Below are 15,960 nucleotides of genomic sequence, written 5' to 3'. Positions count from 1 at the left end.
TTATTAGATAATGAATACCACACATTAACTGAGATAATTCGGTTATTCCCGCGTATACCCCCTATCAAGCCTGGGGAGTGTTTTAAATAAATTAAAATTTTCTCTCTAACACTAACAAATCAAAAACGCTGAGCTATGGTGTTTAGATAGCAATTATTTCTGCATTTTAGTCCTTATTTAAAATAATAAGAAAGCTAATCATTTTTTACATCCATGTTGTTCCCTAAAGACGAGTTTTTCGCAAGGAGAGTCAATATGAAATTCACTGCATCGTTATTTGCCAAAACTGCGCTGGCAACCTCTCTGGCTGTTGTCTTACTGCACCCGGAAGAGGCTTCTGCATGCGCGGCAGACCCGCTAACCGGGTCTGTCTGCTATATGGTCACCGATTTCTGCCCGCAGGGATACCTGCCCGCACAAGGACAAATTCTCTCGATCAATGCCTATCAGGCGCTTTTCACACTGGTCGGCAACACCTTCGGCGGAAACCAGGCACAAGGCACCTTCGGTATTCCTGACCTGCGCGGCAGGAGTGCTGTCGGCGTCGGCCAAGGGCCGGGGTTGAGCACCATCACCCGTGGGCAAGTGATGGGGACGGAAAGCATCGCGCTCAACACCAGCAATCTGGCACCGCACACCCATGTCGTCACCAAGGTGCAGCCGACTGCGGATAACGTCACCATACCGGCCGTGCCAGGTACGCTGAGCGTCACCGCCAGCCTGCCGCTTTCCACCACGATACCCAGCAGCGGCACCGCCGTACCCGCGGCAGGGACTAACTATCTGTCAGTGATAAGCGCCACGGTGCCAGTGGGTGCCGGCAACCAGAATGCCACTTTCAAAGGGCCCTATGTGCAGACCAAACCACCTGTCGGTTCCAAGCTGGAGGCCGATGTTGCCGTTACGGGTTCGCCTACCATCCCGGCGTTTTCGTTCAAGGTGCCTGACGTCTCAGTCGGCGTGACCGGCTCCGGCGCGGCCTTCTCGGTTCGAGACCCAGCGTTAGGGCTGACCGCCTGCATCGCCGCACAAGGAATTTACCCACAGCGTCAGTAAGTGTTATCCCCTAGACCCTATTGGCAACATCAGGTCGATAGGGTTTTTTTTGCAATGATCTGCCACTCACGGTTATTAACCTGGCATTGCCAAAAGACGCTCTATTTTTTTAGCACCGATTGCTAAATTTACATTTCCAAGGATAAGTTTTTAACTTAGATTTACACCAAGACAACAAAACAATCATGTGGCAACTTTTTTTCGCTGTTTTGTTACGTGAGGTTTAGCGTCTCCCCTTCCGATTGTGATCACCAGGCAATGATTTTGGGAGTATTTTTATGCTATGGCGCCATTTGTTACAAACCCGCAGAAACAGCGACCGAAACACTGCCGCATTCAATGCTACCTCACCGACCCCACTCGGGGTGCTACTTGAAGCACGCATGATGTTTGATGGTGCTGTCGCCGCCACTGTCGCCCAGACGGACACCGCGTCATCGGCACCGGATGCCAACGCCACCGCCGCGAACGACAGCAGCGACGCGCCCCATGCAGGGGACGGTACCCAGACGCAAAATAGCCAAACCGATCACACCAACAATCACGATGACAGCAGCGGTACCAGCGATATTGCGGTCGTCGGCGAAACAGTACGTAAAGAAGTGGTGTTTATCGATACCTCTGTCACCGATTACCAAACGCTGGTGGATAACGTCCCGGCGGGCATTGAAGTCGAGCTGTTTGACGGCAGCAAAGATGGCCTCAGCCAGTTGGTGCAGTGGGCACAAAGCCACAACGGCTATGACGCCATCCATATTCTGAGCCACGGTTCAGAAGGGGAAATCCAGTTAGGCAGCCTGACGCTAAACAGCGACACCGCTAACACCCGTGCCGCCGATCTCGCCACCTTGGGTGCCGCGCTAACAGATTCGGGGGATTTGCTGATTTACGGTTGCGACGTGGCGCAGGACTCCGGGCAAAGTTTCGTCACGCTGTTGGCACAGCTCACTGGCGCTGATGTGGCGGCCTCCAGTGATACTACGGGTGCCAGCGGACTGGGCGGCGATTGGGTTTTGGAAAGTCAGAGCGGCAGTATCGAAACCAGCGCAATACATATTGACGGTTATCGCCACACGCTCGATGTCAGCGGTACCACGGTCGATTTCCTGATTGACGATTTTCCCTTTTCCACTGGCACAGTGGGTTCCGGGGTCGAACTGTTTCTTGATGGCGGGTTTGATGTCGACAATTCCAACTGGTACGCCGATATCGACCCCGTCCACTCGACCATTACCATGGTCATGCTTAATGGCATCTACGCCAGCGACGGACTGGAATCGTTTGATTTTACCTTCTCCGGCAGCACGCTACTGGCTATCACCTCAGTCACCAAGGACAACGCAGCAACTACCAGTGCGGCGGATATCTCTGCCACGGTCAATGGCAATGATAAAACCATCACCTTTCACGTCAACACACAAAACACCAGTGGTGACGGCGTACTGGTGTGGCACTTTACCTCCACCAATTCGGGTCAATCTGCCGATAATGCCCCCACGGCCAGCGGCAGCGGGACCAACCCCACGTTCACCGAGAACGGCGCAGAAGTCGGTGTGTTTACCGGCATCAGTGTCGACACCCATGACACAGGGCAAACCTTCTCCAGCGCGGCATTTACCGTCAGCAACGTGGCGGGCAGCACCGAATACCTGACCATTCACGGCATCAATGTCGCGCTCAGCAACGGTAACAGCGTCTCGCTCGGCAGCGGTTTTGGCACCGCCAGTGTCAGCCTGAGCGGCGGTATCGCCACCGTCAGCATCACCGGTGCCACGCTAAGCAACAGCGACATGGGCAGCCTGCTGTCCGGCATAACCTACGGCAACAGCAGCGACAACCCCGGCAATGCCACACGCACGGTCACGCTAACGCAATTGACCGATTCCGGCACCAGCAACAATACCGTTGCGCCGAATATCAGCAGCGAAGTCACCGTGGTACCGGTGAACGATGCACCGACCGATATTACGCTCTCCTCCACCACCTTTGCGCAATCGCTCGGCAGCAACGGGACTGTCGCCACCCTGACGGCGACCGATGTGGATTCCAGCGTGTTTACCTACAGTCTGGTCAGCGGTAACGGCAGCACCGATAACGCCCTGTTCACCATTAGCGGCAACACCCTGAAAGCGGTCAACGCCAACGGCATGGCGGCGGGCACCTACTCGGTACGCTTGCAAGTGTCTGATGGCGAAGCCACCTATGACAAGGTAGTGACGCTGGTGGTAGCCGATGATATCGCCCCGACGTTCGACCAGTCGCCAGCGGTCTCCAACGCCACAGCGGGCGGCTTCAATCTCAGCGGCAGCGTCAGTGAGGGGGGGAATGTCTATTATGTGGTGGTGGCCGATGGTGCCAGCGCGCCGACCGCCGCACAGGTAATTGCCGGGCAAAATGCCGCAGGGGGTTCCGCCCCCGCCTCGGGCAGCCAGGTGCTGAACAGCGCGCCCTACAATTTCAGCTTTACCTTGACCGGCCTTGCCGCCAGCACCGCGTATGATGTGTATGTGGTGGCCAGGGACAGCGCGGGTAATAATACGGTCAGTGTGGTCAAGGTGGATGCCACCACGGCCAGCGCAGGCCATGCGCCGACATTGAGTGCCACCGGCAGCAACCCGGTGTTTATCGGCGGGATGGCGGGCTCAGTTGATCTGTTCAGCGGCGTGCTAGCCAATACCAACGACAGCGGCCAGACCTTCAGTTCGCTGACCTTGACCGTTTCCAATGTCACCGACAGCGGTGAATTTATCAACGTTGGCGGCAACAATATCAATCTGAGCGCCAACAGCAGCGGCACTCTGACCGGTATCGGCAACTACAGCGTGATACGCTCCGGTAACACCGTCACGCTGCAATTAAGCGGCATGAGCGCCAGTAACAGTGAGATCGCCGGGTTGGTAGATGGCTTGCGCTATGGCAATAGCAGCGCCAGTGTCACCGCAGCAGCCCGGGAGATCACGTTGAACGCCGTCAACGATAGCGGCAGCAGCAACAACAGTGCGGCACTTAATGTCACTTCATCGGTGAATGTGCTGGCCAGCAATGGCGCGTTGTATGTCACCTCAGGCAACGACACCGGCGCTGATTCCGCCTTCGGCAGTTCCCTGCAAGAGGACGCCAATGACGGCGGCGGACTCAGCCTACGCGAAGCACTGTATTGGGCCAACCAGACAGTCGGCGTCGACCGCATCGTATTCCAGACCGACGTCACCCTGGCCAGTTCACTGCTGTCACCGACAGATACCCTGTTGATTGACGGCCAGAGCTTCACCCTGAATGGCGGTGGCTACTCCGGTTTTCAGATTGTCACCGGATCCATCACCCTGGCGATCCAAAATCTGACGCTAACGAATTTCACCACAGACTACAGTGACAGCACCGGCGGCGTGTTGGGCTTGAGTTACAGTGCCAGCGATGTCAACTTCCGGCTGTACAACGTCGATATTTCCGGCAACCGTGACACCGCCTTTGGCAACGGGATGATCGACTTGAACGCTCTCGCCCCCGGCAGCTACAACATCGATCTGGATCGGGTCAATATTCACGATAACTTGATGATTGGCAATCTGAATGAAGGTGTGATCAGGCTGTTCGTGTCGAGTACCCAGCAAAACGTCTCCTTGTCGATCAGCAACTCAGCCATCCACAACAATACCGGTATCAACCCGGCGGGCAGCACCTTCGGTGTGGCCGGTCTCTGGCTAACGGGCAACCAAGGCAATCCCACTACCACCTATCTGAGTCTGGCAAACACCACCATCACCGGTCAGGACACCGGCATCGTGTTTGAATTCATTAACAATGCCCTCAGTTGGGTCGCCAGCGTGCGCAATTCCATCATTACCGGCACCAGCCAGGATATTGTAGCCTACACCCCAATAGGACAACCGGGTGGCGGCAGCTACACCCTGTACGGCGGCAACAACATTCTGAGTGGCAGTGTGGATCAGGTGTCGTCATCCGATCCGCGACTGGCCGCCACGGCCAGCAACGCCATCAATCAGGGCAGCCGATTTTATGTTACTGGCGAGACGGATGTGCGCGGGCTGGATCGCGTTCGTCAGGGCGGTGTGGATATCGGTGCCTATGAATCACAGTTTGCTTCCGGCACCGCCCCGCAGGTCGATTTGAATGGCAGTACCACTGGCACTAATTACACCACCACGGTGCCAACATCCGCTGCTACGGGCATTGCGGTGACGGATGCGTTGGCAACCCTGAGTCAAACCGACGGGGATTCCCGCCTCTGGACACTGACGCTCAGTTTGGCCGGGACGACAAACGGCAATAGTGAGTCCTTATCCCTTTCACAGCAGGCGTTACTCGCCGCCCATGCTGCCGGTATCAACGTCACCGGTAATGGTAGCCAGACGGTGACACTGACGGGCGGTGCGACGGTGGAAGCTTTCCAGATCGCGCTGCGCGCCATTGTGTATAACAATGCTGCCGTAACGCCGACGGCGGGTAGCCGTACCGTGTCGGTCACGGTCAACGATGATGCCACCAGCACCGCGACCTCCACCTTGACGCTGATCGCAGGGAATCCACCGGTGGTGGCGACCCCGATCCCGGCGCAAAGCGTGGCGCAGGGAGGTAGCCTGAACTTCACCGTACCGGCAGGCACCTTTAGCGATCCGGACGGAGATACGCTGACACTCAGCGCCACACTGGCAGACGGCACGGCACTGCCAAGCTGGCTGTCATTTAATCCGGCTACCAGTACCTTCTCGGGCACCCCCGCCAATGGTGATGTTGGCAGCCTGACCATCAAGGTTACCGCCACCGATGGCAGCAACGCCTCGGTCAGCACCACCTTTGGCCTGACCGTCACCAACGTCAATGATGCACCGGTGGTTGCAACCCCGATCCCGGCACAAAGTGTCGATCAGGAGAGCAGCCTGAACTTTACCGTACCGGCAGGCACCTTTAGCGATCCGGATGGGGATACCCTGACGCTCAGCGCCACGCTGGCAGACGGCACGGCACTGCCCAGTTGGCTGTCGTTTAACCCGGCTACCGGCACCTTCTCGGGTACGCCCGCCAACGGTGATGTTGGCAGCCTGAGCATCAAAGTGACCGCCACCGATGGCAGCAACGCCTCGGTCAGCACCACTTTTAGCCTGACCGTGGCTAACATCAATGACGCGCCGATCGTCGCAACCCCAATTCCGGCGCAAAGCGTGGCGCAGGATAGCAGCCTGAGTTTCACCGTACCGGCTGGCACCTTTAGCGATCCGGATGGTGACACGCTGACCCTGAGCGCTACGCTGGCAGACGGTTCACCGCTGCCAAGCTGGCTCAGCTTTAATGCCGCCACTGGCACCATCTCCGGTACGCCGGGCAATGGCGATGTCGGCAACCTGAGTATCAAGGTCACTGCCAACGACGGCGATGCCTCGGTCAGTACCAGTTTCACCCTGACCGTCACCAACGTTAACGACGCGCCAGTGGTCGCAACCCCGATCCCGGCACAAAGCGTGGCGCAGGATGGTAGCCTGAACTTTACCGTACCGGCAGGTACCTTTAGCGATCCGGATGGCGATACCCTGACGCTCAGCGCCACACTGGCTGACGGCACGGCACTGCCCAGTTGGCTGTCGTTTAACCCGGCTACCGGTACCTTCTCTGGCACCCCCGCCAATGGTGATGTTGGCAGCCTGACCATCAAGGTCACCGCCACCGATGGCAGCAATGCCTCGGTCAGCACCACTTTTGGCCTGACCGTGACTAACGTCAATGATGCGCCGGTAGTCTCCAATACAATTCCGGCACAGAGCATTGCACAAGGGGGCAGCCTGAGTGTCACCGTACCCGCCGGTACCTTTACCGATCCGGATGGCGATACCCTGACGCTCAGCGCCACGCTGGCTGACGGTACGGCACTGCCCAGTTGGCTGTCGTTTAATCCGGCTACCGGTACCTTCTCGGGCACCCCCGCCAATGGTGATGTTGGCAGCCTGACCATCAAGGTTACCGCCACCGATGGCAGCAACGCCTCGGTCAGCACCACCTTTGGCCTGACCGTCACCAACGTCAATGACGCACCGGTGGTCGCAACCCCTATCCCGGCGCAAAGTGTAGATCAGGATAACAACCTGAACTTTACCGTACCGGCAGGCACCTTTAGCGATCCGGATGGTGACACACTGACGCTCAGCGCCACCCTGGCAGACGGCACGGCACTGCCCAGCTGGCTATCGTTTAACCCGGCTACCGGTACCTTCTCTGGCACCCCCGCCAATGGTGATGTGGGCAGCCTGACCATCAAGGTTACCGCCACCGATGGCAGCAACGCCTCAGTCAGCACCACTTTTGGCCTGACCGTGGCTAACGTCAATGATGCACCGGTGGTCGCAACCCCGATCCCGGCGCAAAGCGTGGCGCAGGATGGCAGCCTGAGCTTTGCTGTACCGGCTGGCACCTTTAGCGATCCGGACGGGGATAGCTTGACGCTGAGCGCGACGTTGGCAGACGGCTCTCCGCTGCCAAGCTGGCTGAGCTTTAACCCAGCTACTGGCACCTTCTCCGGTACGCCGGGCAATGGCGATATCGGTAGCCTGAGCATTAAGGTGACCGCCAACGACGGCGATGCCTCGGTCAGCACCAACTTTACCCTGACAGTAACACTGCCCAATGAAGCACCGGTGGTGTCCGGCACCATCCCACCACAGAGCGTGGCGCAGGATGGCAGCTTCAATTTCACCGTACCGGCAGGCACCTTTACCGATCCGGATGGCGACCCCCTGACGCTGAGTGCCACGCTGGCAGACGGCTCTCCGCTGCCAAGCTGGCTGAGCTTTAATCCGGCCACCGGCACCTTCTCCGGTACACCGGGCAATGGCGATGTTGGCAGCCTGACCGTCAAAGTTACCGCCACCGATGGCAGCAACGCCTCAGTCAGCACCACTTTTGGCCTGACCGTGACTAACGTCAATGACGCACCGGTAGTGTCCGGTACTATCCCGCCACAGAGCGTGGCGCAGGATGGCAGCTTTAATTTCACCGTACCGGCAGGCACCTTCACCGATCCGGATGGTGACCCGTTGACACTGAGTGCCACCCTGGCAAACGGCTCTCCGCTGCCAAGCTGGCTGAGCTTTAACCCGGCCACCGGCACTTTCTCCGGTACACCGGGCAATGGTGATGTCGGCAACCTGAGCATCAAGGTGACCGCCAACGACGGCGATGCCTCGGTCAGTACCAGCTTTACCCTGACCGTCACCAACGTCAATGACGCGCCGGTAGTGTCCGGTACTATCCCGCCACAGAGCGTGGCGCAGGATGGCAGCTTTAATTTCACCGTACCGGCAGGCACCTTCACCGATCCGGATGGCGATACGCTGACACTGAGTGCCACGCTGGCAAACGGCTCTCCGCTGCCAAGCTGGCTGAGCTTTAACCCGGCCACCGGCACCTTCTCCGGCACGCCAGGCAATGGCGATGTCGGCAATCTGAGCATCAAGGTGACCGCCAACGACGGCGATGCCTCGGTCAGTACCAGCTTTACCCTGACCGTCACCAACGTCAATGATGCGCCGGTAGTGTCCGGTACTATCCCGCCGCAGAGCGTGGCGCAGGATGGCAGCTTCAATTTCACCGTACCGGCTGGCACTTTCACCGATCCGGATGGCGATACGCTGACGCTGAGTGCCACGCTGGCAAACGGCTCTCCGCTGCCAAGCTGGCTGAGCTTTAACCCGGCCACCGGCACCTTCTCTGGCACGCCGGGCAATGGCGATGTCGGCAACCTGAGCATCAAGGTGACCGCCAATGATGGCGATGCGTCGGTCAGCACCACCTTTGGCCTGACCGTCACCAATGTCAATGACGCACCGGTGGTGTCCGGCACCATCCCGCCACAGAGCGTGGCGCAGGATGGCAGCTTCACTTTCACCGTACCGGCAGGCACCTTCAGCGATCCGGATGGCGATACGCTGACACTGAGTGCCACCCTGGCAAACGGCTCTCCGCTGCCAAGCTGGCTCAGCTTCAACCCGGCCACCGGCACTTTCTCCGGCACGCCGGGCAATGGCGATGTCGGCAATCTGAGCATCAAGGTGACCGCCAACGACGGCGATGCCTCGGTCAGTACCAGCTTTTCCCTGACCGTCACCAACGTCAATGACGCGCCGGTAGTGTCCGGCACCATCCCGCCGCAGAGCGTGGCGCAGGATGGCAGCTTCAATTTCACCGTACCGGCTGGCACTTTCACCGATCCGGATGGCGATACGCTGACGCTGAGTGCCACCCTGGCAGACGGCTCTCCGCTGCCAAGCTGGCTGAGCTTTAACCCGGTCACTGGCACCTTCTCCGGCACGCCGGGCAATGGCGATGTCGGCAACCTGAGCATCAAGGTGACCGCCAACGACGGCGATGCCTCGGTCAGTACCAGCTTTACCCTGACCGTCACCAACGTCAATGACGCACCGGTAGTGTCCGGTACTATCCCGCCGCAGAGCGTGGCGCAGGATGGCAGCTTCAATTTCACCGTACCGGCTGGCACCTTCACCGATCCGGATGGCGACCCGTTGACACTGAGTGCCACGCTGGCAAACGGCTCTCCGCTGCCAAGCTGGCTGAGCTTTAACCCGGCCACCGGCACCTTCTCTGGCACGCCGGGCAATGGCGATGTCGGCAACCTGAGCATCAAGGTGACCGCCAATGATGGCGATGCGTCGGTCAGCACCAACTTTACCCTGACCGTGACCCGCACGGATGTTCCCAGCGGCGATCCGCAGTTCCGCGTGTCCAACGGTGTCAGCGTATCCCCTTCGGGAGAAAGCCAAACGCCGCAATCCCTGACAGCGAGCGCTGCGCCACAGACCTTGGGTTCACTGTTCTCATCAAACTCGCTCGGCGGTTTCAACACGGGAAATACAGCCGCAGCAGGTTCAATGATGTCCACCATCTTCGCCTCCACGCGCCACGACCGCCCAGCGGACAACGTGCCAACCAGCGAGGTGGCCTCGACCTTCGCTGGTGGGCGGGCACACAGTAACGGTACCCAGTTTGACAGTTCATTGGGATCGTTCCCAAGCTTCAGCAAGGATCCTGCATTGGGTGGCTCATCCTCACTTGCCAGCGTGTTCTCTGGCATTTACTTGCCGTCGCTAACGCCAATGGAAGTGTTTGACCAAGGCAGTTGGAAGGGGATCGGCACGAATCCAGATACCGCGAGGGCAGGCGGCACGACTCCTGTAACCGAACAAACCGCAGCGACATTTACCCCGTCGTTGCATCAGCAATTACAACAGATTGGAGATGCTGAAGGACAACGCCTGTCGGCCATTGAGCAGGCATTGTCCGATAGGGGTCAGCAACAGGGATAACAACAAGTCTACAGCAGAAGGCGCTAACGTTATGACGAACATGTTTGTGGCAAGCCGGTTGTCGGCATTAACAACCTTGGGCAGCGGTGAAATATGGATAAAGGGACGCAAATTTTTTAGCCTGAGTGCATTGGTGGTCGCACTTAGCGGTTGCGCCGTGACCAGCGACCCCATTACCAGGGCGGAAAGCACGCAGCGTAGCCAGCAGGATCGGGTGGCGATGTTCAGCCAGCAAGAACCGGTCACCGCGCCGATTGGCCTGTATGACGCTATGGCGCGCGCTCTGAAATACAACCTCGAATCACGTTTAAAGGTGATGGAGAATGCGCTGGCCCAGCAGCAACTGGAGTTGGCGCGTTATGACATGCTGCCAAAGCTGGCGGCCTCAGCGGGCTACGTGGGGCGTAATAACGTCAGCGCATCCAGCAGCCGGAACGTGAATTCCGGTGCCACGTCCGTACCTTATTCAACCTCACAAGATCGCGATCGTGACGTGGCCGATCTCACCATGGTATGGAACGTACTCGATTTCGGCGTCAGCTACGTCAGCGCCAAACAGAAATCCGATCAGCGTTGGATTGCCGAGGAACGCAAGCGCAAGGTGGTACATACCATTCTGCAAGATGTGCGTTCTGCCTATTGGCGTGCGGTCGCCGCTGAGCGTTTATTGGGCCAAATTGACGGGCTGATCGCACGGGTAAATCAGGCACGTGAGGCCAGTGAGCGCATGACGGTGCAACAGGTCGGTGACCCTGTTGAAGCATTGAGCTATCGTCGGGCGCTGATCGATGCCACCCGCCAGTTGGAAGAACAGCGTCGGGCACTGTCCTTGGCCAAAACTGAACTTGCCACTCTGATGAACCTGCCGCTGGATACCCCGTTCAAACTGGCACTGCCGAGCAGCAGCGAGCAAATTGTTCCGCAGTTGAACGTAGACCAAAAAACCCTTGAAGAAGCCGCACTGGTCAGCCGACCGGAACTGCGGGAACAGGATTATCAGGTCCGTATTCACGCGGCTGAAACCCGTAAAGCGCTGCTGCGCATGCTGCCAGGCGTTGAGCTGAGTGTGGGAGGCCATTACGACAGTAACTCCTTCCTGGTTAACAACAGTTGGGCCGACGTTGGCGTCAAAGCCACCTGGAACCTGTTTAACCTGATGTCCGGCCCTGCGGCACGTAAAACGGCTCAGGCGAACGAGCAGGTGGCAGAGATCCAGCGTCAAGCCATGTCGCTGGCCATCATGGCGCAGTTATATGTGGCACGTGCCAACTATAACGAATCGCTGCGCCAGTATAAAACCAGCGCAGAGCTGCGTGATTTGGATAGTCAAATTGCCCAGCAGTTGAGAAACCGCTACCAGGCCAACAGCATCGGTGAACTGCAATTGATTCAGGGCGAGCTTAATGCATTGAATGCCGACCTGCGTCAGGATCTCGCCTATGCGGAGCTGCGCAATACCTACGGGCAGATTATCTCCAGCGTCGGGTTAGACCTGCTGCCAAAAACGTTGCCTTCCGATAAACTGGTCGACATCAGCACAGCGCTGCGCCAATCAGAAAGTGAATGGCAACAGGGTAAAATCAGTACGCTGCAATCGTTCTAAGGTAGCCGCCCTGATGTCCAACGGGCATCAGGGCAACGCGGCGAGAGAAGGAAGGGAAAGTCCGTTACTCGTAAAACACAGATAAAAAAAAGACGTCAATCGACGTCTTTTCTTAATGTTGGTACCGAGGACGGGTCAATGCGTCATAGAACGCCAGTTCTTCGCCAGTCAACCCCAGCATCGCCTCCCTTACTGTCAATGTCTTCTAACAGTGTTCCCAACTGCTTCGGGGATGGCCCCCCATTCGGTATAGAGAATTTGGTCGAGTTCGAGCATTGTCGCGAGGTGACGCTGCAACAGGTCGGCCAATCCGGTTTGATCTATCAGCAAAACATCATTGAATACCGCTTGCTCATGTGCTTGGCCATTGAAGAATTGGTTGGTGATACAGACTTTCCGGAAGACAACGTTCTGGTGCTTCTGTTGATAGAAGGCAGCACCGGCAACGACTTCTTTGACTGCGTCCCAGCCCAGTTTCTTGCCATCCAAACTTGACGTCTTAGCTTGGATGAGCACCCCCTCTTTAGAACGAGTGGCTACAACGTCTATCCCTTGGTCCCTGGACTGGGGCGTGCAATAGCACTGATATCCTTGTTTGCCCCAAAGAATGGCTACGAGCCCTTCAAAATGGCGTGGTTCCATACTGAGCGCATGGCGTAGGGTAATACGTTCGTTGAGGGCATCTCTGTCTGAAGGGGGAACCACGTCGTCAATATTGAAGTCGCCTGGGCGAATGTCTCCCGAGCCATTAAGCATGTCGCCAGCGAGTTCTCGTTTGCGCGTCAGGAGTTGGTCCAGCTTGACGTCGAATGTCGAGAAATCGTCAGCCCTAACGACTGGGTAATAGACGTACACATCTTTCTTTTGCCCGATGCGATAAGCTCGGTCCGTGGCTTGGTCTTCTTTGGCGGGATTCCACGTTCGGGTGTAGTGGACAACGTGATTGGCGGCCTGAATATTCACGCCAAAGCCGACAGCAACAGGAGATAGGATGATGACACCAAAACCTGGCGCATCCTGGAACTTCCTAATCTGACGCTGGCGGCTATCCGCATTGCCGGCTGCGGCGCTGGTGTCTCCATTAATGATAGGTGGAGAGACCTTGAATTTTTCTTCAATGTAGTACTTCAGCAGGCGTTGAATGTTGCGGAACTCGCAGAAAATGATAGCTTTCTCGCCCTTGTCCCTGATGGTTTCCAACTGCCCGAGTAGCCAGTTCATCTTGGGAGATTTTTTCCGATACTGCACCAATGGTTCAGGGTTCGGGGCCATCAGACCGTACCGGCGTGGGTCCGTACAGATGAGTCTAAGGTAGTGCAGCAGCCCCAATGTGTTCTTGAAAGGAGAGACGGAATCGGGGTTCTTCCTTGTCTTGAAGCTTTCGATGGCGGAGGCATAGAGCTTGCGTTGTTCTGAGGAAAGCTGAAGCCTTCGGCATTCCTCCACGAGGATTTTCTTCGGCAGGTCCTTGGCCACTTCCGCTTTCGTCCGCCGTAGAATCTGGGGGGAGATACGGGTTCTGAGTTCCTCAACACGCGCCCGTTCCTCCTCATCCTTTGCCTCAATAGGCTTGCGATAGCGGTCACCGAAGTCATTCAGGGCACCGAGCAGGCCAGGTTGGACGAAATCGAACAGGCACCACAGGTCGGCCAGCGTGTTCTCTACAGGGGTTCCGGTGCAAGCAATCTTGAAATCTACATTTTGCTTCTTGGCGGCCCGGGTAACCATCGCCGCTGGGTTCTTGATGCGTTGCGCTTCATCGCAGACCATGAGAGACCAGCGCTCGGACGCAAACGAGAACTCTAGGTCACGGAGCGTTTCGTAGGTGGTCAAGACTACCTTGGCAGAACCAATCCATCCTGGTTTAAGAAAGCGAACTAGGCCGTCTTCTGCTTGTAGCCGTTCCTCAATATCTTCCCGTGGGACGCGCAGACTGGCTAGTGAATTTCCGTAAGCCATCAGAATTGGCAATATACCCGGCTGGATAAACTTTCCCACTTCCTCCGCCCAGTTCTCCAGCAACGACACTGGGGCTACGACCAGCATTGGGAGTACGTTGGGGTTGTGCTCGACAAGCCAAGCCATCAAGGATAGAAGTTGGAGCGTCTTCCCGAGCCCCATGTCGTCGGCCAGAACGGCACCGCGGACCTCATATTCCGCTCGGGACTTATAAAGATGTTGAAGCCAGGCGAGGCCTTGCTGCTGGTGCGGCAGTAACGGATAGCAGGGGTTGAGAGAGTGTGGTAGTTCGGGATCTGAATGCAGTGCGAGCAGGGCTTCTCGGCGCTTTTCTTCGTAATCTACCGACTGAATGTTGGGACGCAGAATAAGCGTCTTGCGAGGTGGCGCTTTCGGTCCAGTATTCATCGGGCGTTCAGTGGGATTCTTGCCTTGCTGAACGTCATCCAGAGCGCCTTCAATGACGTCGAGGATGTCTTTAGCTTGATCCAGTGGAATGTCCTTGGACAGGCCATCCAGCTTGACCGAGGGGTTTCCTTCAGACTGTACCCGAGACACTGCTTTTCGCAGCTTATCGAGGACCGCCTTGGTGGCGGGTAAGCCTTCTACAGCCCCCTGTTCGCCTTCAGAATCCGAGATAATGACGACCTGAACGTTGTCCGGAACCCAGCCCTCATCGTCATTCTTCTTTGCGATATAGGGGGAATAGTAGGGCTTCTCGAATCCGATGCCTTCGATACGAGAGGAATAGGCACTGAGGTCGTGCACTTGGCTATAGGTAACCAGGGAGCGGTCCTGCCTGCGCTGTTGAAGGGCTTCCTGAAGTTCCACAAGGTGGTCCGGGGCTTCACCAAGTAATTCAAGGTCATAGCCACGCCAGCCCAGTAGCTGGAAGTTTCTGGCAAGGGCCGTCTCCAGTCGGCCCGCAAAATCGGCGAGTTCTTCATCATTGAGCTCGATATTTGCCGATGCGACTGGGTCGACCGCACTGGCGGACTCTATCAGTAGGCCAACTTTGTTGGGGTAGCCGGTAACATCTCGCTCAATATGCGGGGTGAACCGTTCGTACTGGAGTCCCGCCTGCTCTCTAGCATGCTCGAATTGTGCTTCGTCTATGACGTCCTTAGCATCTTGGCCTAAGGCAGCATAGGGGTTTAGAACAAATGCCTGGGCTCGGGAGCCAGAGACGCGACGAAGGGGAAGCCGCTTGACTTCCTGGAGAACGGTTTTGACCTGCGGAGTAATCAGAACTTGGACAATACCTTCAGGCGTCGGGATATCGTAGCGATCATGAACGGTCCGGCGGGCGTCAAATCGTTCGAGCCAGTCTTCCGGGGCACCTTCGAAAGACGGGGCGATTTCAATGACATCATCTTCGGCGATAACTGATTTTCGAAGCCCGATGTTTAATCGTTCAGGCGTGAGTACCACGGAGCGACGAAGAAAGTCATCAAGCCGAGCACTGGCTTCTAGCGCCAGGGTCCGAATTTTCCCCCAAGCCTGCCGATGTCCTGTGTCATGGCGAGCTTCCTGTGGGCGTCTGGAAAAGGCGATAACTTCCTTGATGAGCCGCCAATGCTCTGGTCGTACAAGTTCATGGTTTCCAGAGTTGGAGAGAAGAGGGCCATCTGCCTTGATGTCATAGGTGCGACCGCATTCATCTTGCCACCCAGCCATAAAAATAGAGAAGTTCTCGTCAGTGAGGGCGTTGCGGCTTTGTAGGATGGGACGCTTCGTGGTGAAAGAAGGTAGCGCAAATACGTCGGTCAGGTCGAAGTAGTCGGAGCTTTGCAAAGCGGTAAAGGCACTATCCCATGGAATCTCCACGTTCTGTCCTGCTTCAGTGGCCAGGCCATCATCGATGAGCTGTGCCAGATAGCCCGCAAGCAGGGCAGATTCCAAGGGGAAACCGCCTTGCGCCTGGTGAACCAGAATTCCTTTGGCGGAGAGTGTCCGCCGCCAGGTGGTCGAAGCAGAGTTCGCTTTCTTGAAAAATTTGAATACCATGGGTCT

The 15,960-nt window shown here is 57.1% G+C and carries 4 protein-coding genes; 3 read left to right on the top strand and 1 reads right to left on the bottom strand.

Annotated features, from left to right (window positions below; all coding sequences use genetic code 11):
* The first annotated feature begins 255 nt into the window (after positions 1-255).
* The 3 genes from J5069_RS11690 to J5069_RS11680 all read left to right on the top strand — a co-directional run bounded on the left by J5069_RS11690 (position 256) and on the right by J5069_RS11680 (position 11,988).
* Positions 256-1,056 (top strand): phage tail protein, encoded by an 801-nt coding sequence (locus J5069_RS11690; protein WP_264628213.1) that lies wholly within the window; start codon positions 256-258, stop codon positions 1,054-1,056.
* Positions 1,057-1,334: 278 nt separating this feature from the next.
* The gene (locus J5069_RS11685) at positions 1,335-10,385 is read left to right on the top strand and encodes a putative Ig domain-containing protein (protein WP_264644050.1); all 9,051 of its coding nucleotides are present in this window, start codon (positions 1,335-1,337) and stop codon (positions 10,383-10,385) included.
* 40 nt (positions 10,386-10,425) lie between these two features.
* Positions 10,426-11,988 (top strand): TolC family protein, encoded by a 1,563-nt coding sequence (locus J5069_RS11680; protein ID WP_319801678.1) that lies wholly within the window; start codon positions 10,426-10,428, stop codon positions 11,986-11,988.
* 195 nt (positions 11,989-12,183) lie between these two features.
* Here the strand turns inward: J5069_RS11680 and J5069_RS11675 are convergent, their stop codons facing one another.
* Entirely contained in the window at positions 12,184-15,954 is a 3,771-nt protein-coding gene (locus J5069_RS11675; RefSeq protein ID WP_264644048.1) for an SNF2-related protein, read from the bottom strand.
* Between the last annotated feature and the right edge of the window lie 6 nt (positions 15,955-15,960).

The sequence above is a fragment of the Candidatus Symbiopectobacterium sp. NZEC127 genome (assembly GCF_025962675.1).
Classification (GTDB): Bacteria; Pseudomonadota; Gammaproteobacteria; order Enterobacterales; family Enterobacteriaceae; genus Symbiopectobacterium.
This window is presented reverse-complemented; position numbering and strand designations above follow the sequence as displayed.